The sequence below is a fragment of the Rhodococcus sp. NPDC003382 genome (assembly GCF_053589135.1).
Genome location: NZ_JBSFRH010000009.1, coordinates 53,574 through 80,277 on the forward strand (window position 1 = coordinate 53,574; position 26,704 = coordinate 80,277).

The 26,704-nt window shown below is 68.7% G+C and carries 21 protein-coding genes; 9 read left to right on the plus strand and 12 right to left on the minus strand.

Features of this window, described 5'->3' with window-relative positions; translation table 11 throughout:
- Positions 1–158: 158 nt before the first annotated feature.
- From ACWDUD_RS08895 to ACWDUD_RS08905, 3 genes are all read left to right on the plus strand, one after another.
- Positions 159–1,259 carry a zinc-binding dehydrogenase gene (locus ACWDUD_RS08895; protein WP_197255566.1) on the plus strand — a complete coding sequence of 367 codons (1,101 nt, stop codon included), beginning with the start codon at positions 159–161 and terminating at the stop codon, positions 1,257–1,259.
- A 76-nt stretch (positions 1,260–1,335) separates the two neighbouring features.
- Positions 1,336–2,193, plus strand: a complete 858-nt coding sequence (locus tag ACWDUD_RS08900; RefSeq protein ID WP_248675333.1) for a ParA family protein — start codon at positions 1,336–1,338, stop codon at positions 2,191–2,193.
- Positions 2,190–2,702 carry a hypothetical protein gene (locus tag ACWDUD_RS08905; protein ID WP_450109092.1) on the plus strand — a complete coding sequence of 171 codons (513 nt, stop codon included), beginning with the start codon at positions 2,190–2,192 and terminating at the stop codon, positions 2,700–2,702. The genes ACWDUD_RS08900 and ACWDUD_RS08905 overlap by 4 nt, the downstream gene beginning before the upstream one ends.
- A gap of 9 nt (positions 2,703–2,711) precedes the next feature.
- On the opposite strand, the gene ACWDUD_RS08910 is transcribed toward ACWDUD_RS08905, so the two are convergent.
- Positions 2,712–3,131: a CoA-binding protein gene (locus ACWDUD_RS08910; protein WP_197255569.1), complete on the minus strand. Its 420-nt coding sequence runs from the start codon at positions 3,129–3,131 to the stop codon at positions 2,712–2,714.
- A gap of 13 nt (positions 3,132–3,144) precedes the next feature.
- Positions 3,145–3,930, minus strand: coding sequence for a hypothetical protein (locus tag ACWDUD_RS08915; protein WP_248675331.1), 786 nt, complete (start codon positions 3,928–3,930; stop codon positions 3,145–3,147).
- 97 nt (positions 3,931–4,027) lie between these two features.
- Here ACWDUD_RS08915 and ACWDUD_RS08920 point away from each other — a divergent pair, with 97 nt between their 5' ends.
- Both ACWDUD_RS08920 and ACWDUD_RS08925 read left to right on the plus strand, forming a co-directional pair.
- On the plus strand, positions 4,028–4,885 hold the full coding sequence (locus tag ACWDUD_RS08920; protein WP_450109093.1) for an enoyl-CoA hydratase-related protein: 858 nt from the start codon (positions 4,028–4,030) through the stop codon (positions 4,883–4,885).
- A 133-nt stretch (positions 4,886–5,018) separates the two neighbouring features.
- Positions 5,019–5,615, plus strand: coding sequence for a hypothetical protein (locus ACWDUD_RS08925; RefSeq protein ID WP_450109094.1), 597 nt, complete (start codon positions 5,019–5,021; stop codon positions 5,613–5,615).
- 13 nt (positions 5,616–5,628) lie between these two features.
- On the opposite strand, the gene ACWDUD_RS08930 is transcribed toward ACWDUD_RS08925, so the two are convergent.
- The 4 genes from ACWDUD_RS08930 to ACWDUD_RS08945 form a co-directional block, all read right to left on the minus strand.
- The gene (locus ACWDUD_RS08930) at positions 5,629–5,922 is read right to left on the minus strand and encodes a cytochrome C oxidase subunit IV family protein (protein ID WP_248675328.1); all 294 of its coding nucleotides are present in this window, start codon (positions 5,920–5,922) and stop codon (positions 5,629–5,631) included.
- Between the two features lie 3 nt (positions 5,923–5,925).
- Positions 5,926–6,444: a cytochrome c oxidase subunit 3 gene (locus tag ACWDUD_RS08935; protein ID WP_197255590.1), complete on the minus strand. Its 519-nt coding sequence runs from the start codon at positions 6,442–6,444 to the stop codon at positions 5,926–5,928.
- Between the two features lie 95 nt (positions 6,445–6,539).
- Positions 6,540–7,301 (minus strand): hypothetical protein, encoded by a 762-nt coding sequence (locus ACWDUD_RS08940; RefSeq protein WP_450109095.1) that lies wholly within the window; start codon positions 7,299–7,301, stop codon positions 6,540–6,542.
- Entirely contained in the window at positions 7,298–8,038 is a 741-nt protein-coding gene (locus ACWDUD_RS08945) for a hypothetical protein (protein ID WP_450109096.1), read from the minus strand. Before ACWDUD_RS08945 ends, ACWDUD_RS08940 begins: the two co-directional genes overlap by 4 nt.
- Before the next feature lie 187 nt (positions 8,039–8,225).
- On the opposite strand from ACWDUD_RS08945, the gene ACWDUD_RS08950 reads away from it, so the two are divergent.
- From ACWDUD_RS08950 to ACWDUD_RS08960, 3 genes are all read left to right on the plus strand, one after another.
- The gene (locus ACWDUD_RS08950; RefSeq protein WP_248675109.1) at positions 8,226–8,828 is read left to right on the plus strand and encodes a TetR/AcrR family transcriptional regulator; all 603 of its coding nucleotides are present in this window, start codon (positions 8,226–8,228) and stop codon (positions 8,826–8,828) included.
- A 117-nt stretch (positions 8,829–8,945) separates the two neighbouring features.
- Positions 8,946–10,778 carry a TerD family protein gene (locus ACWDUD_RS08955; RefSeq protein WP_450109097.1) on the plus strand — a complete coding sequence of 611 codons (1,833 nt, stop codon included), beginning with the start codon at positions 8,946–8,948 and terminating at the stop codon, positions 10,776–10,778.
- A 37-nt stretch (positions 10,779–10,815) separates the two neighbouring features.
- Positions 10,816–11,667 (plus strand): sulfurtransferase, encoded by an 852-nt coding sequence (locus tag ACWDUD_RS08960; RefSeq protein ID WP_450109098.1) that lies wholly within the window; start codon positions 10,816–10,818, stop codon positions 11,665–11,667.
- 49 nt (positions 11,668–11,716) lie between these two features.
- Here the strand turns inward: ACWDUD_RS08960 and ACWDUD_RS08965 are convergent, their stop codons facing one another.
- From ACWDUD_RS08965 to ACWDUD_RS08990, 6 genes are all read right to left on the minus strand, one after another.
- Positions 11,717–12,865, minus strand: coding sequence for a DUF3322 domain-containing protein (locus ACWDUD_RS08965; RefSeq protein WP_450109099.1), 1,149 nt, complete (start codon positions 12,863–12,865; stop codon positions 11,717–11,719).
- Entirely contained in the window at positions 12,862–16,170 is a 3,309-nt protein-coding gene (locus ACWDUD_RS08970) for an ATP-binding protein (protein WP_450109100.1), read from the minus strand. Before ACWDUD_RS08970 ends, ACWDUD_RS08965 begins: the two co-directional genes overlap by 4 nt.
- Entirely contained in the window at positions 16,167–16,763 is a 597-nt protein-coding gene (locus tag ACWDUD_RS08975) for a DUF4194 domain-containing protein (protein WP_197251430.1), read from the minus strand. Before ACWDUD_RS08975 ends, ACWDUD_RS08970 begins: the two co-directional genes overlap by 4 nt.
- A complete protein-coding gene (locus ACWDUD_RS08980) occupies positions 16,763–18,238 on the minus strand; it encodes a DUF3375 domain-containing protein (RefSeq protein WP_197251429.1) in 1,476 nt (491 codons plus the stop codon). The genes ACWDUD_RS08975 and ACWDUD_RS08980 overlap by 1 nt, the downstream gene beginning before the upstream one ends.
- 122 nt (positions 18,239–18,360) lie before the next feature.
- Positions 18,361–19,305, minus strand: a complete 945-nt coding sequence (locus tag ACWDUD_RS08985; RefSeq protein WP_197251428.1) for a YncE family protein — start codon at positions 19,303–19,305, stop codon at positions 18,361–18,363.
- 118 nt (positions 19,306–19,423) lie between these two features.
- On the minus strand, positions 19,424–21,718 hold the full coding sequence (locus ACWDUD_RS08990) for a glycoside hydrolase family 3 C-terminal domain-containing protein (RefSeq protein ID WP_197251427.1): 2,295 nt from the start codon (positions 21,716–21,718) through the stop codon (positions 19,424–19,426).
- Positions 21,719–21,936: 218 nt separating this feature from the next.
- On the opposite strand from ACWDUD_RS08990, the gene ACWDUD_RS08995 reads away from it, so the two are divergent.
- Positions 21,937–26,592 (plus strand): AAA domain-containing protein, encoded by a 4,656-nt coding sequence (locus ACWDUD_RS08995; RefSeq protein ID WP_450109129.1) that lies wholly within the window; start codon positions 21,937–21,939, stop codon positions 26,590–26,592.
- Positions 26,593–26,704 lie beyond the last annotated feature (112 nt).

Sequence of the window (26,704 nt, forward strand, 5' to 3'; positions counted from 1 at the left end):
CCCTCCATCTGATTACGACCGTAGTCAGTTGCTTTCCACTGTAGTCCTACAGCGGGGTGGAGGGAATCGGCCAGAGTCCGGCGACTCTTGCCGCGGGGACCGTCGATGTAGTACTAGCGTGAGCGTGTCCGACGACACCGAACGGAAGGCGCCACGCCGTGAAAGCTGCTGTGTTCGAAGGAAACGCACCGACCCTCGTCGTCGAGGACATCCCACGCCCGGCCCCGCGCCGCGGCGAGGTTCTGGTGAAGGTCTCCGCGTGCGGGGTGTGCCACACCGACCTGCACGTACTCCGGTCGGAGGTCGCGTTCCCGGTGCCCGCGGTCCTCGGGCACGAGGTCTCGGGCACCGTCGCCGAACTCGGTGACGACGTCGAGGGACTCGCGGTCGGCGACCCGGTCGTGTGCAGCTTCATCATGCCGTGCGGCACCTGCCGTCACTGCGTGCGCGGCGCCGAGGACCTGTGCGAGAAGTTCTTCGCGTACAACCGGCTCGGCGGCACCCTCTACGACGGCGAGACGCGGCTGTCCCGCGCCGACGGCACTCCGCTGGCCATGTACTCGATGGGCGGACTCGCCGAATACTGCGTCGTTCCCGCCACCGACGTGTTCCGAGTCCCCGACGGTGTGGGCCTCGGTGAGGTGTCGATCCTCGGGTGCAGTTCGTTCACCGCGTACGGCGCGGTCGCGAACGTCGCGCAGGTTGTCGTCGGCGACCGCGTCGCGGTGATCGCGGCCGGCGGGGTCGGCTCCAGCATCGTCCAGTTCGCGAAGGCCGCCGGTGCGACGCAGATCATCGCCGTCGACGTCAGCGACGACAAACTCGACGCCGTCACGAAACTCGGAGCGACGCACACCGTGAACTCCTCGGTCACCGATCCCGTCGAGGCGATTCGCGAACTGACCGGCGGCACCGGTGTCCGCGTCGCCTTCGAAGCGCTCGGCCGCGCCGACACGTTCGCGACCGCCCTCAACGTCCTCGACGACGGCGGACGTGCCGTCGTGGTGGGTATCGCCCCGGCCGGGTCGACCGGCGAGATCGACCTCGCTCGGCTGGTGCGGCGCAAGCTCGAGATTCGCGGCTCCTACGGCGCCCGCGCCCGCACCGACATGCCGGCCCTGCTCGCGATGGTCGCCGCCGGGACGGTCCGTCCCGAGAGCGTGATCACCCGCCGCTACGGGATCGACGACGTCGACGAGGCATACCGGGCCCTCGGACGCGGGGAGATCGTGGGTCGCGCGATCATCGAGTTCCCCTGACCTGCTCGGAAGCCACACACCCACACCGACGTATAGTTGCCCGCGCAACGAGAGGTTCTTGCGGAGGGAGCGGGTGGTGGCGCGGGTTATCGCGACGATCAACCTGAAGGGCGGCGTCGGGAAAACCACGACGACCGCGGCACTGGCGGAGTTCATGGCCGCCGACTTCGGGCAGCGGGTGCTGCTCATCGACCTCGATCCGCAGACCAACCTGACCACCATGATGGTCGGCGAGGAACGCTGGCAGGAACTCAACGAACTCGGCTGGACCCTCGCGACACTGTTCCGCAAGGCCGTCGATCCGTCGGCGCCCGACTTCGACATCGAGAAGGCGCTGCAGCGCAACGTCTCGTCCGTCAAGACGGTCAAGGGCGTGGACCTGCTCGCATCGTCGCTCGATCTCATGGACATCCAGGAGGGACTGAGCCACCAGCAGTACGCCGATCCGGTCTCGACCCGCCCGATCGAAGTGCTGTCCTCCGCGATCGCCCCGATCGCCGACGGCTACGACTACATCCTCGTGGACTGCCCGCCGAACCTCGGTATGCTCACCCTCAACGGCCTGCGGCTCGCCGACGGATACATCATCCCGACGATCCCGGACATCTTGTCCACCTACGGAATTCCGCAACTCCAGTCCCGCGTGAAGAAGTTCGCCGAGCGGGTCGGTCATCCGATCAAGGAGATCGGGCTGGTCATCACCAAGTACCGCAGCGCGTCGAATCTGCACCGCAGCACGATCGAGCGACTGCAGCGCGACGAGAAGACCGCCAATGTCGCACCGTCGTGGATCCCGGAGGCCACGCAGATCGCGCAGTCCGCGGACTTCGTGCCGTACGGCACGCTCAAGCGCAAGTACGGCAACAGCGGACAGTACGACGCACTGCGCATGCTCACCGAGGACGTGCTCATGAATGCGCAGGTAATGCTGTGACCGACATCGACCGAAGCGAGGCCCGACTACGCCTGCAACTCGGGGAGGCCGGTGCGGCCCTGCTGCGCCTGAGCGAGAGCACACCGGCCGTGGCGACCGCGTTGATCAAGCTCGTCCAGGTCGTCGCCGACGAGGCCTCGCGCACACCGAGATTCGCGAAGGCACTCTCCGGTGTCCTTGCGGCAGCGGCAGAACCGGCGAGCCCCCAGCCGGCGCCGGTCGCGGCGACGCCGGTCGACAAGCAACCGGCCGAGAGGAAACCGGTTGCGCGGCGCGGCAAGCGGTCCCCGGGCCCGTTCGACCCGTTCGCGGTGTACCGCACCGACGGTGAGGATGGACTGCGCGCGCGGCTGGCTCCTCTGGAACTCGAGCAGCTCAAGGACATCGTGGCCGAACACAACATGGACTACGACCGGCTCGCGATGCGGTGGCGCACAGCGTCGAAGCTGCACGACCGGATCGTCGAACGCGTCAAGGCTGCGTGGACAAAGGGCGACGCGTTCCGCTGAACGGCTGACTCACCGCGAGCCGCGTTTGCGCCACTCGATCGCCGGGCACGTATCCATGACCATCGGGACACCCGCCGCGATCGTCCGGTCGAACGCGTCCTCGTCCACGACGCCGAGCTGGAACCACACGGCCTTCGCGCCGACGTCCACCGCCTGGTCCGCGAACTCGCCGGCAGCCTCCGAACGCCGGAACACGTCGACGACGTCGATCGGGAACGGGACGTCCGCGAGGGTCGCGTAGCCCTGCTCGCCGAGGACCGTCGGCGCCGACGGGTGAATCGGCACGATTCGCTTACCGCGCGACTGCAACAACTCCGCGATCTCGTACGCGGTCCGGCTCGGATCACCCGACAACCCGACGACGGCCCACGTGTCGCACTCGTCGAGCATGAACTCGACGGCATCGGGGTCCTGCCACGAACTGGTCATGGCGGCAAAAATACTAGGGACTCGCCACCGCTGTCCCCGGTATGCACAGCGGCGGCGCGATCGGAATGCAGAACGGATCCGAAGGCGATGGGTTGGCCGGACCGTCGGTGAATGCGGCGGTCACGTCGGACGAAAGCTGCTCGGCCGAACCGTAGGTCGACGCGGCGACCACGAAATCCGGTCCGAACGACGCCGACGCGTGCGCGGAACTGCGATCGTCCGTCCACCCCCACTTGGTGCCGACCACTCCCGGCAACCGCGCGGTACCGAAGTTCTGGGCGGTTCCGTCCGCCGCCCGATCATTGGCCGACGACATCGCCGCGAGCACCGGTGATCCGGGGTCGGTCCGAATCTTCGTATCCAGATAGGTGACCATGTCGTAGGTCGAGGTCGTCGCGGTTCCCCAGTATCCGGAGGCGTAGGAGTCGACGAGCCCGAACTCGGCGATCGTCGCCGCGATCGCGCCCGGGTACTTCGAGGCCAGTCGCTCGGCGATCCCGTCGTGGGACGATCGGATCATCTCGACCGCGGCGTCACGATCCGCGGGATCACCGTGCCGGACCACGTACTCGGCGAGGTAGAGCTTGATGATCGACATCGCCGTGCGGGATTCGTGTTCGTTCGCCGTTCCGGTGCGGGCGCCGGACAGGGGAGCGAACGAGATCTGCGTGCGCGCGGGGGCGCTCACCGTCCCGTCGGGGGTCGGGACCGGTATCGGTGCTGCCCATGCGGACTGGGGTCCCACCATGATCGTCGTCAGTGCCGCAGCCGTCGCGAACATCTTCGCCGTCCTGCGCATACAACCGAACACTAGTCCTTCGGGCGTCCCGACGGGAGCCTACGGGTAGGTTGGGCCGAACCCAGAAGGCTCGAACCCTCTGAAAGGATGGGCGCCCGTGTCCGAGACCGGTACCGAGGAATCCGTTGTAGTCGAGCGCGACGGAGCCGTCGCGATCGTGCGTCTGAACCGCCCCGATCGGCTCAACGCATTCACCACCGAGATGTGCGACCGGCTCCTCGCGGCCTTCGACGAGATCGACGCCGACGACGACGTGCGCGCGATCGTGCTCACCGGAACCGGTCGTGCCTTCTGCGCCGGCGCGGACCTCGGGGCGGGTGGCGACACGTTCGTCCTCGACGACGATCCCGACACCGGTGGCGCACCCGCCGACACGGGCGGTCTGGTCTCGCTGCGGATCTTCCGCTCCACCAAGCCGGTGATCGCCGCGATCAACGGTCCCGCCGCGGGGGTCGGCGTCACCATGACGCTGCCCGCCGACATCCGGATCGCTTCGGACACAGCTAAATTCGGATTCGTGTTCGCACGCCGCGGGCTGGTACCGGAGGCCTGCTCCACGTGGTTCCTGCCCCGCGTCGTGGGGATCTCCACCGCCGTCGAGTGGACGGCCGGCGGCAAGATGGTGCCCGTGGACGAAGCGCTCGCGCGTGGCCTCGTGCGCGAAATCGTCCCGGCCGAGCGCGTTCTCGACCGTGCCCTCGAGGTCGCCCGCGAACTGGTGACCGGGACCGCGCCGGTCTCGGTGGCCCTGACCCGGCAACTGATGTGGCGGATGCTCGGTGCGTCGAGCCCGGAGGTCGCGCACCGGGCGGAGTCCATCGGCATCTACGTCCGCGGCACCTCCGACGACGTGCGCGAAGGTGTCGAGGCGTTCCTCGAGAAGCGGGAACCTCAGTTCCCGAACCGCATCTCCGACGGGTTGCCGGATCTGTTCGGCGAGCACGGCACCGACTGACCACGGACACCTCTTCGTGGGGTGGCCGACCAGGATTTCGTTCGGTCGGACGATGTTCCCGTGCCCGATCGCCTGACACCATCACCGGATGATCAACCCGGGCCCAGGGCGTAACGGATCGGGACGAGGAGCCTTGCTGATCGCAGCCCTCGCGGGAGCATCGGTGGCGACGCTCGTACTGTCGGTGCTCTACCTGCTCGTTCTCCGGGAGGAACCGGAAGCGCCGGAACCCGTGGCCGCACCGCCGTCGACCGTGACGGTCACGGCTCCCGCCCCGACGGTGACCGTCACCGCCCCCACCTCGCCGGTGCGGGTCGTCGCTCCGCCCACGAGTACCCCGGCCACCACACCGGTGACGACGACATCCACTCCCGGACCTCCGGCGATCGAGCAGGTCCGGGTGTTCACCGAGCGGGGCGGGCGCGGGCATCTGGTCGGACCGGACATGTACCAGGCGACCACCTACGGCACCGCGGGCGTGGTGTTCCGATGGCGATCCATCGACGAGTCCGGAGCCGAAATATGGAACGAGACCTGCCAGGTCGTGTCCACGGTGACCGGCCCCGGCGACTACAGCCACACCGACCGGAGTGCCGCGTGCTCGGGTCGCGTCCGCGCACACGAACTGGTCCTCGACGCACCGGGTGACTACACGATCACGACGACGGTGATCGGCGCCGACGGCGCCACCACCGTCGGTACCGCCGGCTTCCAGGTGATCCCCGAGTGAGGGTCGCGATCGATCAGATCAGGTAGAGCACCAGCACCGTCGCGATCAGCGTGACGAGCCAGCCGTCGGTCGCCCACTGCAACCAGCGCGGGGCCCCGCGAACCTCCATGAACGTCCGGATGATCAGGCGGCACTTCACGGCGGCCAGGGCGAGGACGAGCACGGTGATCGGTGCGCTGGCACCGACCGCGGTCGGCGAATGGCCGGGTGCCAGCCACCACGAGGCGATCGTGACGGCCGTGAGCACGAGCCACGTGACGGTGATCGTGCGCGTCGACGTTCCGGGTCGAGTGGTTGTTGTGGTCACCGGTCACCTCATGACGTAGAGCAGAGCGAAGATGACCACCCAGAGCAGGTCCACCATGTGCCAGTAGACCGCTCCGGATTCGACCATCGACACCCTGCGCCGGGCGGGATTGCGCAGTTCGCGCGCGACGACCCCGAGGACGACGAGGCCGATCAGCACGTGCAGCAGGTGGACGCCGGTGAGCACGTAGTAGAACGAGTAGAACATCTCGGAGTTGGTCTGCCCGCCGGTGATCTTGGTGCACCACTCGTAGAGCTTCAGCGCCGTGAACAGCACGCCGCACGCGCCCGCGGCGTACACCAGCCGGATCCCGTGTTCGTGCCGGCCGTTCCGGACCGCGGGGACGCTGAGTGCGACGAACCACGAACTAGTCAGCAGCACAACGGTATTGATCACCCCGATATCCACGTCGAGATGCTGCTGGGCTTCGAGGAAGGCTTCCGGCGTCATCGATCGGTAGATCATGAAGATGACGAAGTAGCCACCGAAGATGAGCATGTCGCCGAGCACCATGACCCACATGTCGCGATCGCCCGGCAGGTGCCGGCTCGGTGCGGCGGTGCGGGCGGTGACCGGGATGGCGGTCTGTGCCGGTACGGGTATCGAACTCGGACGGTTCATGACGCGGTTTCCTCGGTCCGACCCGGCGAGTAGGCGGGTTCACGTGCGGTCGCCTGTTTCAGCAGAACCATCAGCGCTCCCAGCCACACGCAGAACACGACGACGGCAAGCCAGAAGGCGATCGAGCCGTTCCAGGCGAACGGCCCCGACGCGAAGGCGAACATCTGGGTCGCGATCACCTCGGTGACGATCTGCCAGATGCTCACGTACGCAAACCATTTCGGGAAGATGTTGTTCCGGTCGTAGAGGATCGCGATCGCCAGGACCAGATATGCGGCGGAGAAGCAGCCGAGCGAACCGTTGTAGGACAGCATGCCCAGGTCGTAGAGCAGGCCGACGAGTTCGGGGTCGCGGTCGGGCCGGAAGGTCGCGGTGAGGAAGCACGCGGCGACGAGCAGGAAGCCGGGCAGCGCGCCGACCGCCATGCCGCCGATGTAGCCGTAGGCGAAGACGGAACCGACCGACATGCGTGTCATGTGGTAGGCGACCAGTCCGTTGGTGATCGCGGCGCCGCCGAGCAGCACGAGCAGCAGGCAGAATCCGATCTGGATCGTGGTGTGATGCTGCGCGAAGAACTCGACCTTCTGCGCGGTCGACACGTCCGGCCGCGGCGGTGGCGTCACCCGCGTCAGCAGGCAGATGATCACGCCGAACGCCGCGTAGAAGCCCGGGAAGATCCAGTAGACGAACCGGACGTCGGGCCTGCCGCCGCGTGCCGGCCGTGGGGTGACGTCGCGGTCCGGGATCAGGGTGCTCATCGGATCAGGCCTTCGGAGAGGGCCTGCCGGCGCAGCGTCCGGCGCAGCACGAAGAACATCACGATCATGAACAGGGCGAAGGCGCCGTTGCGCAACCAGAACGAGAGCAGTCCGTCCCACGCCAGCGGGCCGGTCTGCACGACCGCGGCACCGGCGGCCGGGATCATCGCGACCGCGGTCGCCAGCGAGTAGTGCCCCACCCAGCGCGGGAACACCGGGTCGGGTCCGTGGTCGAAGTAGATCGCGGCCGCCAGCAGCAGGAACTGGCTGACCACCATGCCGATCGGGGCGATGAACACGATCCACGCGAGGTCGTTGAGGAGCATCACCAGTTCGGGGTCGCGTTCCGGGCGGAACGCGGCGACGAGGAAGAAGATGTTCGACAGCGCGAAGATCGTTGCGCCGCTGACGATCGCGGTGAGGTAGCAGTAGGCGAACACGTGACTCTGCCGCATGCGTTTCATCTGGACCACGATCACCGTGAACAGCGGCAGGATCATGATTCCGCAGAGGTTGAACGTGACCATGCTGAACCGGATCCACGCGGTGTTCTCCCGGTAGAACGCGGCGACCTCGTCGGTGGGCAGGGTGGGGGGCATCGGGGGCCGGAAGCCGGGGAACGCCAGGCATGCCACCAGCAGCACGGCCGCGACCGCGGGTGCGGTCCACAGGCTCACCCATTGCGCCTTGACGTTGCCCGCCGCGGGGGAGTCCTGGGCTTGTTCGAGTATCTGCACCGCAACCTCCACAGACTGACTTCAGTCGATTCGTGCGCGAGCCGCCCGACGGGCTTCCGGTGAACGGTAACCCGCGATTGACCTCGGCGGAAGGGATTTTCTGAGTTGAGTCAGTTTTTCTCGGCTGTCGTAAACTCGCCGCAGAGTCGAGAACGATCAGCCCTAGGCGGGCGGAAACGGGTTGTGGATGGCGACGAGCAAACCGCAGACGCGCGGATCGAAGGGGCTTCAGACGCGGGAGCGGCTGCTCGGCGCCGCGATCGCGGAATTCAAGCGCGACGGCATGGCGGCGGCCGACACCGGGGCGATCGTCGCGGCCGCAGGCGTCGCCCACGGCACGTTCTTCTTCCATTTCCCGACGAAGGAACACGTCCTGCTCGAGCTCGAGAAGCGCGAGGAGGAGCGCATGGCCGCCGAGCTCGAGCGGTTCTTCGCGGCCGGGCACAGTGTGCGCGACACCCTCGCCGAAGCCGTCCGCATCCTGAAGGCGCTCGAGCGGCGCCTCGGCAACAGGCTGTTCAAAGACTTTCTGGCCCTGCATTTTTCCACCAAGCGACCGCCGTCCGAGGAGTGGCCGCACCATCCGGTGATCGTGGCGTTCGTCGACGAATTCGCGCGCGCACAGGAACGGGGCGAGATTCCCGCCGGGGTCGACACGTTCCACAACGCGGTCTCGTTCCTCGTCGGTCTCTACGCCCTGCTCATCACGATGCCCGACTCGGACGAGATCCGGACCCCCTTCATCGACCAGTACCTCACCACCTACCTGTACGGGCTGAGAGCCGTATAGAGCGGAAAGCCGGCCCGGGAGTCAGGCGCCGGGGGTGTCGCCGATCGTGTCGGACCGTCGGTCCAGAATGTCTCACTGTGCCGGGGTGCAGCCCGGCCGGGGACGACCGGAGGAAACGTGATCGATACGCACACGACGACACTGCCGCGCGACCACCGGTGGGTCGTCGTCGACGTCGAGACCTCGGGTCTGCGTCCCAACGCCCACCGCGTGCTCAGCGTCGCGGCGCTGGTCCTGAGCGAGGACGGCACCGTCGAGCGTGAGTTCTCCACCCTCGTGAACCCGGACTGCGATCCCGGTCCCGTCCACGTGCACAACCTGACCCGCGAACGGCTCGCCGGCGCGCCCCGATTCGAGGACATCTCCCGCGACCTCGCCGAGGTCCTCGACGGCGGCACCCTCGTCGCCCACAACGCGACGTTCGACTACGGCTTCCTCGATGCCGAATTCCGCCGCGCCGGAACGTCGCTGCCCGTGCAGAAGCGGCTGTGCACGATGGCGCTGTCGCGGCGCCTCGAACTGGACGTCCCCAACTTCCGCCTCTCCACCCTCGCGCAGCACTGGCAGGTGCAGCAGCTGCAGGAGCACGACGCCTACGACGACGCGCGCGTCCTGTCCGAGGTGTTCGTGCACAGCGCCGCGCTCGCGGACAGCCTGCAACTGCCGCTGCCCGTCGTGAACTGCCGCGGCCGCAAGGCTGTCTATCCGGATTCGGTGCCGCGCGTGGCGTGCGACTGGCAGAACCCGGGCCGGCTCGCCGACGCCGGGCTCGTGCAGGGCATGAAGGTCGTGATCAGCGGCTCGACCACCACCCCGCGCCTGACGCTCGCAGCCCGCATGACCGACGCCGGCCTCGACGTGATGAACCAGGTCAGCCGCCAGACCAGTGTGCTGGTGTGCAACGACCCGCTCGTGCAGACCGGTAAGGTCCGCAAGGCCATGGCCCTGGACATCCCGATCATCGACGAACCGCAACTCGATCGGCTGCTCGCCGAGGTGCGGCCCGGTGTCCCGAAGGTCGCGACCGTCATCGACGTGGTGCCGCAACCCGTCGCGCACATCGAAACACCGATCGTCATCGAGCAGCCCGCCGCGCCGGCCGAGGCTCCGGCCCCGACATGGACGCTGGCCGGGCGGAAGCCGAAACTGTGGTCGGGACGCCGCGTGCTGCTGCTCGGCGGCACGCACCTCGACGGGGTACTGATGCGCTCGCGCATCACCCAGCTCGGCGCCCGGCCCGCGCTCAACTTCACCGCCGCGGTCACCGACGTGCTCGTCCTCGACGGCGGCCACGACGACAAGCGCATGCCGCGAGTCACCGCGCGGCAACTCCCGGTCCTGACCCGCGACGACGTCGACGCCGCGCTCGAGCGGGGTGTCGTGCCGCCGCACATGCGCCTCGAAGCGCAACTGTCCGCACCCGTGCTGGCCCGCGGCGAGGTCATCGACCTGCCCGCGAAGAACACGTCGTGGGCAGTGAACGTCGCGTGGAAGGCCGAGGCCGTGGGCAAGGAGTACGACGTGGACGTCGTCGCGTTCCTGCTCGGGCCGGACGACAAGGTCGACACCGACGACGATTTCGTGTTCTACAACAACCCCCTCGTCGACGACGGTGTCGTCGAGCTGACCGTCGACGGGCCCAGCGAACAGTGCGTGCGCCTCGACCTCGCCGGGCTCCCCGAGGACTGCCACCGCGTCGCGATCGCCGCCGCGATCGACGGCGACCGCACCTTCGGCGAGCTGGGGGCCGTGTCGGTGAGCGTCGACGGCGACGACACCACCGCCGCGACGTTCGTCCTCGACGCCGGCACCACCGAACGCACGATGGTGCTCACCGAGATCTACCGCCGCGCCGGCAAGTGGCGGGTGCGCGCGGTCGGGCAGGGCTACGACGACGACCTCGCCGCGCTGGTCGCTCGCTACGGCGTCGAGGTCGACGAGGAAGATTGACCCCGAGCCCCGACCACTCCGACCGACAGGACATGCCATGACCCTGGTCTCCGCGACAGACCTCGCCGACCTCCTCGCCTCGGACCAGCCCGTCCGCGTCCTGGACGTCCGGTGGTCACTTTCGGAACCGGACGGCCGCGACGCATATACCGCCGGGCACATCCCGGGTGCCGTCTACGCCGATCTCGAGACCGACCTCAGCGACCACACCGTGCCCGGTCGCGGCCGGCACCCGCTGCCGTCCGCCGACGCACTCGAGGCAGCGTTGCGCCGGTGGGGTGTCGACGATGGCGACACCGTCGTCGTCTACGACGACTGGAACCGCGCCGGGTCGGCCCGCGCCTGGTGGCTGCTGCGCGCCGCCGGGCTCGAGGATGTGCGCATTCTCGACGGGGGATGGGCGGCGTGGCGTGCCGCCGGAGGAGCGGAAAGCACGGAAGCGGTTCGGCCGCAGTGCGGTTCGATCACACTCGGACGCAGGGACTTCTACACGGGCGCGCTCGCAGCCCTCACCGCCTCGGAATCGGCGGACCTCGCCCGCGCCGGTGTGCTGCTCGACGCCCGCGCCCCCGAACGTTTCCGCGGCGAGGTCGAACCGATCGACCCGGTCGCCGGACACATCCCGGGTGCCGTGAACCTGCCGTCCACCGCGCTGCTCGGGGAGGACGGCAGGTTCGCGCCCGCCGACGACCTGCGCGCGTTGTTCGCGGCGCACGGCGTCGACGGCGAACGCGGCGCCGGCACCTACTGCGGGTCCGGGGTCACCGCCGCGGTGGTCGTCGCCGCGGCCGAGATCGCGGGCATCGATCTCGCGCTGTTCCCCGGTTCGTGGTCGCAGTGGTCGTCGGATCCGGCCAACCCCGTCGAAACGGGACCTGCGACCGTCTGAACAACCTCCCGAATGCCGCCTCCTCCCACGGTGTGGTGGCTCGGCCCGGTCAGACCGAAAACTGGCTCCCATCGCCCGGCAGTCGGTCGAGAACGTACGGCCACGGGAGCCGCTCCTGTTCGATCCGCAGGTTTTCGTCCCGGACCAGCTCGAAAGCCGTGCGCTCGGACTCGGTCAGGTGCTCGGGGGCGTACGAGCTCGGGGTCGGCTCGGGCACGCCCAGGTGTCGCCAGTTCTCGACGGTCGCCGGATCCATGAGCAGGCTGCGCACGTTCGGCAGGTACCGGCGGAATCGGTCGAGGATCGCGAACCCGTGCGTATCGAGATCACCCCAATACACGACGTCCGACGCGGCGAGCCACGGCACGTCCGCGAGTTCGTGCACCGAATAACCGGCGCCGTGCAGCGCAACTGTCGACGCCAGGTCCGGCAGCGCGTGCAGGCCTTCCTTGTTCTCCAGCACGAGTGTGATCGCCGGGTGTAGCGGGAGCGCGGCGAGTTCGGCGAGCGGTGTCGCGAAGATGCGGGGCGCCGCCGGCAGCAGCGAGCGGTCGCACACCGCGACCTCGCACATGCGCGGCAGTGAGCGTACGCCCAGGTCGCGGTCGCCGCGGACTCCGTCGAGCAGTGTCTCGACCAGACCGCGGTGCCGCGACACCCATTTCGTGTCGACCCCCGGCACCGGAAGCTGACGGATGAACATCCCCGACGCGGGATGGTCGGCCAGCCACTGCACCACCGCGACGAGAGTGGCGAAGTCGTGCTCCTCCAGCTCCATCCAGCGGGTGTGGGTCGACGCTACCGCGGCGGCCAGCGTCGGGGTTCCGGGACCGAGTCCGGTGACGAGCCGCCGCTGCCGCGTTCCGAGCAGGGTCCACTCCGAGGTGCGGCTCGCCGCGGCCGCGATCTCGGAGGCCGACGACAACACCAGCCGCACCGGAACCTGCTGGGTGCCGAAGTCGCGCCAGCGGCGGGATTCCCAGTCGACGCGCCCCGGACCGGAATACCGGTGCCACTCGCGTACCCACGCGACCGCGGCGTCGGGGTCGTCCGCCACCCGCACCTCGGACGGCGGATGCAGCGCGATCGACAGCGCATCGGACTCGGCCGCAACGGGATCGGCAATCCAGCGTGCCCGCCGGTTCCGGTACGCGGCCAGTGCCTTGGCACTCACCGCGCCGGGTGGCACCCACTTCACTCCGTGTCCTCGCCGCCGTCACGGATCGGCAGCAACGCCAACTGCGAGTACCGCTTGTCTCGGATGCTCACCGACGCGACACCGTCGATGTAGTCGTCGAGAGTCTGCAGCAGCTTGAGCGGGGTCGCGAGCACCATGTGAAAACCGAACTGGGTGAACACATCCAGTGCGCGCCGGGTGTATGCCGGGTCGGCGCGGTCGAACGCCTCGTCGAGGATCACCGTGCCGTACCGCGGGAGTTCGTCGCCGTCCGCCGCCAGCTGATAGCGCAAGGCCGCGGCGAGACAGAAGAACACCAGCTTCTGTGCCTGCCCGCCCGACAATCCCGAACTCGAATCGTGGTAGTTCGCGTCGTTGCCCTCCGAATCGACCTCGACGCCGATGAATCCGACGTGCAGCCGGGTGTCGAGCACGAGGCGCTTCCACCGGAGGTCCGCGGGTTCGCCCGAGTCGAGGCGCTCGAGCACAGCCGCCATCTGCTCGAATCGGAGTTCGGCTTCGCCGCGATCCTCCTCCTTCCAGGACCCGCTCGTGATTCGCACCAGCTCGGCGAGGAACTCCGAGGCGGCGGGGGAGCGGCGGTCCTTCACATCGATGCGCAGGATCCGATCGGTGTCGAACGGGGAGCGGCGCAGCGACTCGTTCACCGGTTCGATGCGCGAACGGATCTCGCCGGGTGCCTTGCGGATCGCCCGCGCGAGCTCACCGATGTTCCGATGCGACTGTTCGCGCAACAGCCGGAAGAATTCGTCCTCGTAGGCGGGCAGATTGTCGGAACGCAGCCGGGCCAGGACGGCGATCGCGTCGTCGACGTATTCGGCGTCGGGACGCATCTCGGCCCGCCGCGCCTCCCATTCGGCGAGGTACGCCGTGAGAATCCGCGTGATGTGCTGTTCGGCATCGGCCGTGGCGCGCTGGGCCGCGCGCAATTCGTCGCTGATGGCCCGGCCCACTGTGCTCAGAGTGCGGTCGACGTTGTCGGCGGTGACGCGTCGTACCGAGGCGGCAAATCGCGCGCGGATCCGGGCGGCGACGACGTCCGGGACGGTGCCACCGATGTGGGTGCGCGCGTCGTCGAGGCGCTGCTGTACCGCGGCGAGTTCGTCGCGGTGCTGGTCGAGTTTGGCGCGGGCGGCGGTGTGGGCCTGCCGCGCGGCCCGGTCCTCGGCCTGGGCGCGTTCCAGTTCGGCGGTGAGGGTCGTGTACTCGGTGTTGTCCTGCATCCAGTCCTGCAGCCGGGTATCGATCGCGTCGAGTGCCCGATGGGCCGATTCGACATCGATTTCCGCCCAGGAGGATTCGCGGATCGCTGCGCCGGACTGGCGGCGCTGCTGCACATTGTCCTCGGACTGTTCGAGCGCCTTCTGCCGTCGTTCCAGTCCGGCGATGTCCCCCTCGACGGCGTCGATGCGTCCGCGCAGATCGATCAGCTTGGCCTCGTTGTCGAAGCCCAGTACCCACCGGCTGCGGTCGTCGATGCGGCGCCGGTCGTCCTTCTCGTGACGGTCGGGTCCGTGTTTGACCTGCCCGGACCGGGTGACACCGCGGGAGACGCGGCGCAGATCGTCGGCGGTTTCCACGCACACGTAGTCGAATCGCTCGGCAAGATGGCGACACACCCACGCGGTGAGCGACCCGGCGCGCACATCGAGTTTGCGGACCAGGGAATTCTCGGCGGTCGCGGGCGTGTCGGGTGGCGTGGCGGGGGCCCGCACCCGCCGGTACACCAGCCGTGCGCCCAGGTGATGAGCGTCGACCGCGGCGGCCACGCGCGGATAGAACTCGTCGGGCACCAGCAGGGTCCGGCCGAATCCGCCGAGTACGCGCTCGATCGGCCCGGTCCACGCGGCATCCTCGCGACGGACCTCGAGCAGTTCGCCGGCGAAATGCAGCGCGTCCTCCCCGAGGCCGGCGGCCGAGCACACCAGCTCGCGGGCGCGCAGCAGTTCGGGGTCGAGGTTGGACCGTCGCCGCGCCAGCACCTCCCGGTCGGCGACGAGTTCGCGCAGGCGTTTGCGGTGCTCGGCGAGTGTGCTCGCCACCTCGTACAGCTCGCGGCGGCGGGTGTCGGCCTGGGCGTCGAGTTCGCGGAGTTCGGTCTCGATCTGTGCCTGCAGGTGTGCGAATTCCTCGGCTGTGCTCGGCACCTGTGCCTCCCACGGCCCGAGTGATGCTTCGAACCGACTGCGCTGCTTGGTGATCCGTGCAATGTCGGTCTCCGCTGCCGCCCGTTGGGTGCGCAGCGTGGCGAGCCTGCCGTCGCCCGCGCTTTCCACCCGCACCCGAAGATCGAGGGTGCGTTCGGCAGCACGGTCGGCTTCGGCGGCGGTCTTGTCGGCAGCGGCCAGCAACAGCCCGGTCTGCGCCTTGGCTTCCTCCAGCTTGTCCTCGAGCAGGTCGACGGTCAGCGCGGCGTGGACGGCGTCGAGATGGTCGGACTCGTCCTGGAGTTCGCGCTGCGCCCGCAGTCCGCCGTTGCGGGTGGCGGCGAGATCCACGAGAGGGTCGAGGGTCTGCACCTGCCGGCGCGCATCGACGACGACTCGGTGTGCTTCCCGCAGATCGCGGAACTGGGTGGTGGCTCGCTCCGCCATCGCGAACGTGCCCGGTTCGTCGAGCATGTAGTCGCGCAGCAGCTGATCGAGGCTGTTCAGGCCTTTCGCCGACAACGTGCGGTGCAGCAGACGCTGCGCAGCTTCCGACGAGATGCCAAGCCTGGACCGGAACGCGCGGGCGAACGGCGCGTAGGTGGGATTGACCACGGCATCGGGCCACTGTTTGCGGATCGCGCGAGTGTCGATCCCCCGTGCGACGAACGGCTCGAATTCGGTCAGGTCGACGTCGATGTCGAGGATCAGATGCAGATGTGACACGTCGTTGTTCGTATTGGCGCCGCGTCGTAAGTGCATGAGCTTGACCAGCGTGACCGGAGCGGTGGTGTCGCCGGTGCGGTAGGTGAGTGCGACGGCGCTCCACGTCGCCCCGGGCCGCAGATACGACGCGGTGAGCGAATCGGTGTCGGCGGACGCCTCGCGCCGCCACGCACCGCGGATGTAGCTGACGAAGTTGCGGCCCGAGCCGGCCGCGGATTCCTGTGCGGCGGCGTTGAATCGGACATTGCCCGCGGGCATGAGCACCGTCGAGATCGCGTCGATCAGCGTGGACTTGCCCGATCCGGAAGCGCCGGTGATGAGGAAACCCTTGCGCGCCACCGGAATATCGTGGTGCCCGTGCAAGGTTCCCCAGTTCACGACCTGCACGCGTGCGAGGCGGAACTGGGTGGGGTGGATCGGCTCGCCGGTCACATCGGGCTCCCTTCGACGATGCGCCGGAACTCCGCTTCGACGGCCGCGACCTGATCCGCATCGAACAACTGCCGTAGCACCGGTGACACCTCCATGCGACCTTCCGTGGATGTCGACGCCAGCAGCGAGTACTTCTTCAGCTTCTCCCACGACGAATGCACCCGTCGCCGGAAACCGGCCGGATCGGTGCTCGTCGCCCCGCGATACATCTCCAGCTGGGCGGTGACCTCGTCGAAGTCGACGATCACCCGCTCGCCCGGTTGTGCCCGCAACAACCGGTGGCGCAGCGCCAGCACCATGGCGGTGTCCATGAACGTCAGCCGTTCGGTGCGCAGCACCGTGGGGGTCTTGTGGTCGCCGGTGTCGGCCGGACGGGTGAAGGCCAGCAGGTCGTTCTCGTCGACGACGAGGTCGAGGAACACGTCGGCGAGCCGTGAGCGCAGCACCCGTTCGTCCCGGATGATCGTCCGCCAGATCTCGGGGTGCTTCTCCGCGGTGACCAGTGGCCCCTTCAGCAGCTGCACCAGGGCACGGCGGGTTTCGAGGCCGAGCTCGCCGGTGTCGCCGGGGTAGAGCGGGATCGATTCGGTCATCAGGCGTCCTCTTGCGGGAGTGCGAACGCAGCGTCGGTCGGGTCGAACAGGTAGCGACGGATCGACGCGATCCGGACATTGCCGCGCGGTGAAGTCCACGAGATGTCCTCGGTGCCGTCCATGGGATGTCCGTGCTCTGCCGCCAGCACCAGAAGTCCGACGGCACTCGCCAGTCCCTGCGTCGCGGGATGATCCTGCAGGACGTCGCCGATCGTGGCGCGGCCACGCGCACCCAGCGTCGCAGCGACGTTCCCGGCCAGCTCGTCCAGATCGATCTCCGACTCGCGGACGATGCGGCGCAGTTCGTCGAGGTCGACCTCACCGGCCGGCTGCGATACCACCGGCTCGGCCACCAGGTCGTCGGCGGGATTGTGCAGCTGCAGTGCGGCCACCGAGTCGATGCTCATGCCGATCCGGACCAGTTCGAGGTCGAGCAGGTCGTAGGGCTTGCGGCGCCGTGCCACCTCCAATGCCTGCTGCTGAGCCGAGCGCAACAGCCGCTGCAGCCGCCGATGCTCCTCGTAGTGGCGGGACTGCACGAAATGGCGTAGCGACCGCGACAACGAGGTCATCGTTGCGTGCACCTCGCTGCCCGAGGTCTCCATCTCGGTGAGCAGCGACCTGAACCGGCGCCGCTCGGCGAGGTCGAGCAGCTGCGCGAACGACCGCTGCAGCACCACCTCGATCCATGCGTCGAGCTGGGAGGAGCGCTCCGGATCGATGATCATGTCGTAGAACCCGGTGAAGCTGCGCCCGGCGTCGGAGTTGCCGATCAGATCGACGCCCCGGAACACCTCCCCGAGGGTATCGCCGCGGTCGCCCTCGTCGTCGAGGATGCGGGCGCGCAGCTCCCGGTTGAGGGAGTCGAGCTCGGCGCGCACCCGCGCGAAGTCGCCCGGGATCTCCCCGGCGAGCGCGAGGATCTCCTTCGCCCGTTCCGCGGCGCGGGTGCCGTCCAGGACCGGGAAATCCCCGGATTCGACGGCGGCGATCTGCCGGTCCAGCGCGTCGCGTTCGGCGCGCAGCGCTGCCAACCGCGACTCGCTGCGGGGATCGGAATCGCGGGCCAGTGCCTGCAGCTGGCTGGACAGGGTCGTCAGCCGCGACTCGGTCACCGAACTGGTCGTACTCGTCAATCCGGACACGAAGGCGAGCGCGGCGAACGTCGACTCGGTCGGTTCGAGGGTTTCCTCGCGCGAGTCTGTGCTCGGCCGGCGCAGCAGGTAGCCGGCGCGCACCCAGTCCGCGCAGTAGGCCTGACCGGTGCGTGGCAGATCGAAACCTTCGTCGCGCAGTTCCTGGAGATCGGTGTCGAGCAACTCGAACAGTTCGGGGGCCGGGAGCCGCCGCGTCCCATGGTCGAAATGCCGGGCCAGCAGTGCGAGGACCACGGCGGCGTTGTCCGCCCGCAGCAGCGACCATGCCTGGTGATCGCGCTGCAAGCGGACCAGGCGATGGACATCGGCTGTGGTCACGGAACTCCCCTCGGTGTCGAGTGCAAGCCCATGCTGGCACACCGCACCGACACGGTCCGGGTGGAACTGTCGCCGATCGACCTGCCTGCACCGGCGGGCCGCCTTGCGCTCGCGTCGTGCGCTCAGTGCGGCGCTTCGGCGGGTTCGATCACCGAGATGCTGTGGGAGTGGCTGTCGGACGTGTAGACATGGTGCGTCGCGGGGTCGACGACGGGGCTGCGCGGAGCATCGCCGACCCGATGGGTCCGCACCAATTCCATTGATTCCAGGTCTATTTCGGAGACGGTGTCGCTGCTGAAGTTCGTAATGTACAGCGTCTGCCGTGCGGGGTCGATCGCCGAGTCGCCCCCGCCCTCGAAGTCGACGGGGTACGGGCCGGTGACGGTGCCGGTGGCGGGGTCGATGACCGAGATCGTCTCGTCGTACCGATTGACGACGTAGATCGTCGGACCGGCCGGGTCGAGGACGAGGTCGGGGGAACGACCGACGGTGATCTCGGTGATCACGCCGCCGGTGGCGATGTCGACGACGGCGACCTTGCCTCCGACCCAGTCGTGTTCACCGGCGATCGGAATCGGAACGTACAGACGTCCCGCGATCACGGCGAATCCCCGGGAGATCTCCGGGAACTCGTTGTCGATGCGGAAGTTCGAGGTGACGACCCTGCGGTCCGCGTCGATCACGGTGAATTCGTCCCCGGTCATCACGTACAGCGTGGGAGCCGACGGATCGGCTCGCACGGCCCACGGTTCCTTCCCGACCGGAATCGTGGCCGTGACGGCCCGGGTCCGGGTGTCGACGACGGAGACGGTGCGCAGGGCGTAATTGGCGACGTAGAGTTCGTGACGATCCGGCGCGATCGCTACCGCGCTCGCATTCGTGACGCTGGGAATCGTCGCCGCCACATCGCCGCGCGCCGGATCGACGACGTCGATCGTGCTGTCGCCACCGACACCGCGCCGCGTCACGACGTAGATCGTGTGCGTTTCCGGGTCGATCGCCATCGACCCGGGTTTCCGGTCGTCGAGCGCGATACTCGGCTCCGGTAGCGCTGCTTCATCCGCCACGGACATTCCCCCACATCGTCGAGTGAAAACGCCGGCCCCCACCGGCGCCGCCCACTCAATCACATTAGGGCGGTGGCGAACAATCGCCCGAACGATCCACACGTTTCACACGGCGCACTCACCGAGCGGCGTTGGCGGCGTCGATCAGTTGCCGAAGCCGGTCGCGATCGAACTTTTCGCCGAGGAACCCGACCATCCGGCTCAGCGGCATCGATTCGGCCATCTTCAGCACGCTCTCGTCCAGCACCGGAGCCGCGCCACCGTCGCCCGCCCCGGTGATGGATGCGAACGCCTCCATGACGAGCCCGGCCGCGACCGGGTTCGCGAGGACCTCACCGATCGACGACTCCAGCGACAGCGGCAGCTGCACCTCGTCGCCGGTCACCTCGACCGTGCACACGGCGCGGATGTCCCGGCTCGAGGCCCCCACCTCGACGGTGTAGGTGCCGCCCTCGACGACCCAGGCGTCGACGCGGGTGTCCCAGTAGGCGAGGTCGGCGCGGCGCACCGGGATCCGGACCTCCCGGGACTCGCCCGCGGCGAGGTGTACCTTCGCGAAGCCCTTCAGTTCGCGCGGCGCCCGCGTCATCGCGGAATCCGGCAGGCTCACGTAGACCTGCACGACCTCGGCGCCGTCCCGGTCACCCGTATTGGTGACGGTGACCGTGACGGTCAGGTCGCCGCCCCCGGTCCCCTCGGCACTACCGGTCACCTCGGCATTACCGGTCACCACAGCGTCGCCGTAGTCGAAGGTGGTGTAGGACAAGCCGAACCCGAACGGGTACGACACCTCGAGTTGCCGGGCGTCGTACCAGCGGTAGCCGACGTGCAGGCCCTCGCCGTACCGGACGTGGCCGTGCTCGCCGGGGAAGTTCCCGTACGCGGCGGTGTCTTCGAGCCGCACCGGCACGGTCTCGGCGAGCCGCGCCGACGGATTGACCACCCCGTAGAGCACGTCGGCGACTCCGCCGCCGCCCGCCTGTCCGAGCAGCCAGCCCTCCACGATGGCGGGTACCCGGTCCGCGAAACCGGAGAGCCGCACCACGCCACCGTTGGACAGCACGACGACGGTGTTCGGGTTCGCCACGACGACCGCGTCGAGCAGTTCGAGCTGCGAGGCGGGAAGTTCCAGGTCCTCGCGGTCGAAGCCTTCCGATTCCAGCTCGGCGGGCACCCCGAGGAACAGCATCACCGTGTCGGCGGCGGCCGCCACCGCGGTCGCCTCGGCGGTCAGTTCCGACGCCCCGGATCCCTCGGCGGAGTAGCCCGCCGCGAACGGCACCTCGACGGTCGCGAGCGCCCGGATTTCGTCGAGCGCGTTGTCCAGCCGCGTCGGGTTGATCCGCGACGACCCGGCACCCTGGTAGCGCGGGCTGCGGGCGAGTTCGCCGATCACCGCGACCTTCGCGTCCGGGGCGAGGGGCAGCAGGCCGCCCTCGTTGCGCAGCAACACCACCGACGCGGCCGCGGCTTCCCGCGCCAGCGCGTGGTGTGCGTCCGCGTCGTAGGTCGCGTCCGGCTGCGCGCCCGCGACGGCCCGGCGCACCAGGTCGACGACCCGCCCCGCGGCGGTGTCGAGGACCGCTTCGTCGAGCGTGCCCGCGCGCACCGCGGCGACGATCTCGGCGTCGGTGCGGCCACCGGTCGACGGCATCTCCAGATCCAGCCCCGCCGCCAGCGCCGCGACCCGGTCGGCGACCGCGCCCCAGTCGCTGACGACGAGGCCGTCGAATCCCCACTCGCCGCGCAGCACGTCGGTGAGCAGCCACCGGTTCTCCGACGCATACACCCCGTTGATGCGGTTGTACGAGCACATCACCGTCCACGGACGGGCGTCCTCGACGACCCGCTCGAACCCGCGCAGATAGATCTCGCGCAACGGCCGCGGATCGATGTCCGCCGACACCCGCATCCGGTCGGTCTCCTGGTTGTTCGCCGCATAGTGCTTGAGCGACGCACCGACGCCCTGCGACTGAAGGCCCCGCACCAGCGCCGCGCCCAGGACACCCGACAGCAACGGATCCTCGGAGAGATACTCGAAGTTGCGTCCGCACAACGGGGTTCGCTTGATGTTGATACCCGGCCCGAGAAGAACCCCGACCTGCGCGGCGCGGGCCTCGGTGCCCAGTGCGACCCCGACCCGCTCCAGCAGGTCCGGATCGAAGGTGCCACCCAAGGCCACCGCCGGCGGGAAGCACGTCGCGGGCTCCGCGGCGCCGAGGCCCAGATGGTCGCCGCCACCGGTCTGCTTCCGCACCCCGTGCGGACCGTCGGTCAGCATGATCGACGGGATCCCGGCGCGCTCCACGGGCTCGGTGAACCAGAAGTTCAGACCGCTCGTCAGCGACGCCTTCTCCCCCAGCGTCAGGTCGGCGACGATGTCCGCCGTCGGGCGGTCGGTCCACTCGCTCATGCTTCTCCTCGGGTCGGGCTTGTTTCGTACCGTAACGCCGGGAGTGGCCGGGATCGTGGAGGTTGCTCGCCGGGTGTTCAGCCGCGCACGTTCCGGACGTGGGATTCTGTCATTTCGGTGAGGGGATTCGAAGGGGGACCGGACATGAAGATGTCGGCGACAGTTCCTAAGGTGGTACTGCCCGTTTCCGTCAGACGGGTGGAAGCAGGGTGAGTGCAGTGGGTGTCGAGTCGAGGGAGAGCGATCCCCAGCTGAGGGATCGCGTGCAACGCCTGCTCACCTTCTTGTCCGAGCTCGTCGAAGCGCGCAGCGCGCCCGTCCGGGTCCTGGGAAAGCACCGTGCCGTGATGCCTCTCGACGAGGTGAGTCTCCGTGCGGATGCCGCAGCGGGCGACGTCGTCCTCCGCGTTCCGCGCGGTCGCCTCGAGGAGCCGCCGCCGCAACCTCCCGAGCTTTTCGCGAGGTACGTGCAGGGGGCGATCGACGACTCCAGCGTCGAACCGGTTCTCCACCCGCGGACCCCGGGGGACACCGGCGGCTTCGACACCTGGCTCGCGCAATGGCGGGCGTGGGCGGCTGCAGACCGCGAACGCCGCGCCGAGTCGCAGATCTACACGTTCCTGCAGCGCGCGATGCTCGACCTCGAAGGCCAACCGGAATCGCTGGAGCTCGTCGTCGCATCGGGATTGCTGCAGCTCTCCACTGGCGTGGCGGGGGAGCGGGTGTGCACCCACCTCATCACGCAGTCCGCCCTCGTCGAGCGCGACGCGGAGTCCGGCGACCTGTTCGTCCGGTTGAACTCCGACGCAGGTCCGTCGCTCGAGGACACCCAGCTCCTCACCGGGCTGGAGGTGTTCGACCCGTCCAGTACCCGCAACCTGCACGAATCCCTCGCCCTGCAGGTCGCGTCGCCCGTCGACCCCGCGACCCGGGCATTCTTCAAGGAGTGGGCCGATCGTGCGCTCACCGTCCGAGTCGACGTCGTCGATCGTGCCGAGGAGGCGCCGTCACCCGAGGCGTTCCTGACGCCCTCACCCGCCCTGGTGCTGCGCAAGCGCGGTGCCTATGCGCTCGTCGAGTACTACGACCGCATGATCAGGGCTGCCGCCGACGAGTCGAACCCCGTGCCGCTCGGGCTGGCGCAGCTCGTCGAGACGATCGAACCGGCCGACCGCGTCGCATGGCTCGACCGCATCGCCGCCGCAGACGGTGCTCGCGCAGCCACCCCGTCCGCCCTGCTCGCCGACGATCCGCTGTTCCCGCTGCCCGCGAACGAGGAGCAGCGCGACATCATCGACCGGTTCACCGGCGACATCGGCGTCGTGGTCGAAGGCCCGCCCGGCACCGGCAAGACCCACACCATCGCCAACCTCATGTCCGCCCTGCTGGCTCGCGGCCAGCGCGTGCTGGTCACGAGTGAGAAGGCGCAGGCACTGCGCGTGCTCCGCGGCATGCTCCCGCCCGAACTGCAGGAACTGTGCGTGTCGGTGACCGACACGGCGCGGGGCGGGTCCGAGGAGCTCACCCACAGCATCAGCGGGATCGCCACGCGCAAAGCACAATTCAACCCACGGCGCGCGGCGCAGCGCATCGGTGACCTCACCGCGCAACGCGACGAGGCACTGAACCGTCGAGCGATGCTGACGGAACAGATCCGGCAGAGCCGCGCGGAAGAGACGGTCGTCCACCCCGAGGTCCCGGCCGGCTACGGCGGGACCGTCGCGTCGATCGTCCGGCGGGTCCGGGCACAGGAAACGCGGTACGGATGGCTGCCCGGCCCGCTCCTCACCGACACCCCACCGCTGACCCCCGAGGAATTCCAGATCCTCCTCATGCTCCACCAGCGGTCGAACGTCGACCGCGCGCGGCGCCGATTCCAGGTCTTCCCGGAACTGAGCCTTCCCACCCAGCGCGAGCTGCAGTACGCGTGCAACGCGGTCGCCCAGGCACCGTCCGAGGCGACGGAGGGTCACGCGTCGGGACTTCTGTGGGTTCTCGAGGGCGCGTCACCCGAGGCGCTCGCCCGCATCAACGAACTCTGCCGGCAACTGCAGGGGGCCCTGCAGGATGCGGAACGGCTCGACCCGCGATTCCAGCGCCTCGCCGACGACGTCCTGTCCGGGCAGGCGCAGCATCTGTGGGGAAAGGCCGCCGAGTTCGCGAAACTCGTGCAGGCAGCGCAGGAGGCCGACCGGTTCGTCGGCGCCCACACGGTGGAGACACCGGTGACGGGGCAGCGTGCCTTCGAGGCCTACGACGCGCTGGCGAACAAGCTGGAAGCGGGCGACACGTGGCGCAGCGGTTTCACCCGATTCCGCAGGAGCGACGAGCAATCCGCGGTGGAGGAACTCGGTGAGCTCGCGACCGTCGACGGCGTCGCGGCCACCACCGCCCAGACGGCCCGGATCGTCGCCGAACACCTACGCGCGCTCGACGCGGTCCGGGTGGTGGGAATCGCCCTCCGCGATCTCGGTATCGACATCCCGCTCGACGAGCCGCGCAGCCGTGCCGTCGGCGCGCTGGCCTTCATCGACAGGGACCGCGTCATCGTCGCCGACCTCGTCGCCCGGGCACGGGACGTCGAGTCGGCGCTGCGGGAGATCAACCCCGGTGCGCCGCGGATCGCGAGCGTCGAACAGGCACGGTCCGTTGCGCAGTCGGCGCGGGCCATCGCCGCGGCCGGTACCGCCGAGGCGAGCAAGGCCTGGCTCGAATCGATCGGTATGTATGTGCGGGGTGAGATTTCGGGAGGTGCGTCACCCGAGGGACGCGCCCTGGCCCGGGCCTTTCACGACGCGGACCTGGACGGCATCAACGCGGCTCTGGACGCGTGGGACCGTGCGGCCGGCGAACACCGCGAGGAACTGGACCTCGTCTCCCTGCACGCGCGATTGACCGACGCCGCACCGTCCCTCGCGCACGCCATCGGGAACGATCCGTCGATACCGGAATGGCCGGCCCGCCTCGCCGACATCGAGAACGCGTGGGCGTGGCGTCGCGCCGAGGAATGGGTGCGGGACTGTCACGAGAACCGCGACGACCTGCAGCTCGACCGTGACCTCGATGAAGTCGAGCAGGACATCGCGCGGCTCACCGCCCAGCTCGCCGCAGAGAAGGCGTGGAGCACGTGCCTCGATCGCACGACCGCCGAGCAGGTCCAGGCGCTGCATTCGTACCGCGACCACGTGGCGAGCATCGGCAAGGGCACCGGCAGGTACGCCGAGCGCTATCGTGCCGCGGCACGTGAGGCCATGCAGGTCGCGCAGGGCGCGGTGCCCGCGTGGGTGATGCCGCTGCAACAGGTGCTGGCTTCGATTCCGCCGGAACAGAATTCGTTCGACGTCGTCATCGTCGACGAGGCGAGCCAGGCCGACATCAGCAGCCTGTTCCTGCTGTGGCTGGCGCCGCGTGTCATCGTGGTCGGCGACGACAAGCAGTGTGCGCCGAGTGCGGTGTCGCTGGGTGCGCTCGACGGTGTGTTCAGTCGTCTCGACTCCTACCTGCCGGACATCCCGAACTATCTGCGGGACAGTTTCACTCCGCGGTCGAGCATGTTCTCGCTGCTGCGATCGCGATTCGGGAGCGTCGTCCGGCTGCGGGAGCATTTCCGGTCCATGCCCGAGATCATCGCCTGGTCCAGCGACCAGTTCTATGCGGACGACCCGCTGGTTCCGGTGCGGCAGTTCGGGTCCGACCGGTTGCCGCCGCTGCGCACCACCTTCGTCGAAGACGGCTTCGTGACCGGGCAGAATTCGTCGCTGACGAACCGCGTCGAGGCACGTGCCCTCGTCGACACGCTCGTGCAGTGCCTCGAGGACGAGGCCTATGACGGGAAGACGTTCGGTGTGGTGGTTCTGCAGGGACAGTCGCAGGTCGACGTCATCCAGAACGAACTGCTGGACAGGCTCACCCCGGAGCAGTGGGAGGAACGCCGGCTCCGCGTCGGCACGCCCCCGGATTTCCAGGGCGACGAGCGGAACGTGGTGTTCCTGTCGATGGTCGTCGCACCCGAACAGAACATCGCGGCGATGACGCGGACCGAATACCAGCGGCGGTTCAACGTTGCCGCGTCGCGGGCGCAGGACCAGCTGTGGTTGTTCCATTCGCGGACGGTCGATACGCTGCGGCCGACGGACCTGCGGCATTCGCTGCTCTCCTACATGCAGTCGACGTCCCCGACACCCGCCGCGCCGATGCCGGAGGGCGTGACACGCGACGAGCGGCACGAGGCGTTCGGCAGCCTCTTCGAGCAGGAGGTCTTCCTCGACATCGTTGCTCGCGGATATCACGTGAACCCGCAGGTCGAGGTCAACGGCCACTTCATCGATCTGGTGGTGACCGGTTCAGCAGGCAGGCTGGCGGTCGCGTGCGACGGCGATCGTTGGCATGCCGGCCCCGACCGGCAGCGCGCCGAGCTCGAACGGGAACGTGAACTGCAACGGTCCGGGTGGAGGTTCTGGCGGATCCGCGAATCCGACTACTACTTCGATTCGGTCGCGTCGATGGCGGGCCTGTGGGGCGAGCTCGAGCGGCGGGGTATCACGCCCAACCTTGCTGAGACCCAAGTCATTCCGGCACCGGGTGTCGACTCTGCGATCACCGAGCCGATTCCGATGGTCGAGATTTCGTCCCTCGAGCTCCCCGGACTCGCTGCTTCGCCTGCGATGGCGGTGTCGGCGCGGCTCGCCGAACTGATCGTGGATGCACTCGGGAACGAGTCGCATCCGGTCGTCGAACTCGCGGGCAGGCTCGATGTGGACTGGACGATCGTGCTTGCGGTGCTGGAGGACCTCGTCGCCAAGGGTGTTGTCGACGAGATCTCCGCGCCGGGGGAGCGGACGGTATATCGCGCGGCCGGTGTAGTGCCTTCGTAGGGCGGGGTTCGCGCGCCGGCCGGACAGCCGCACAGCGATTCGAGCGCGGCCGCCCGACGATCTACGCGGGCGAGTGCGGATTCGCTCACGCTACAGTGTGGGCGGATTCCGA

Coding starts and splice junctions, on each gene's coding strand:
- ACWDUD_RS08915 (WP_248675331.1), bottom strand. CDS start 3,930: ATGCGCAGGACGGCGAAGATGTTCGCGACGGCTGCGGCACTGACGACG.
- ACWDUD_RS08910 (WP_197255569.1), bottom strand. CDS start 3,131: ATGACCAGTTCGTGGCAGGACCCCGATGCCGTCGAGTTCATGCTCGAC.
- ACWDUD_RS08950 (WP_248675109.1), top strand. CDS start 8,226: ATGGCGACGAGCAAACCGCAGACGCGCGGATCGAAGGGGCTTCAGACG.
- ACWDUD_RS08975 (WP_197251430.1), bottom strand. CDS start 16,763: ATGACCGAATCGATCCCGCTCTACCCCGGCGACACCGGCGAGCTCGGC.
- ACWDUD_RS08990 (WP_197251427.1), bottom strand. CDS start 21,718: ATGAGCGAGTGGACCGACCGCCCGACGGCGGACATCGTCGCCGACCTG.
- ACWDUD_RS08935 (WP_197255590.1), bottom strand. CDS start 6,444: ATGTGGGTCATGGTGCTCGGCGACATGCTCATCTTCGGTGGCTACTTC.
- ACWDUD_RS08940 (WP_450109095.1), bottom strand. CDS start 7,301: ATGAGCACCCTGATCCCGGACCGCGACGTCACCCCACGGCCGGCACGC.
- ACWDUD_RS08960 (WP_450109098.1), top strand. CDS start 10,816: ATGACCCTGGTCTCCGCGACAGACCTCGCCGACCTCCTCGCCTCGGAC.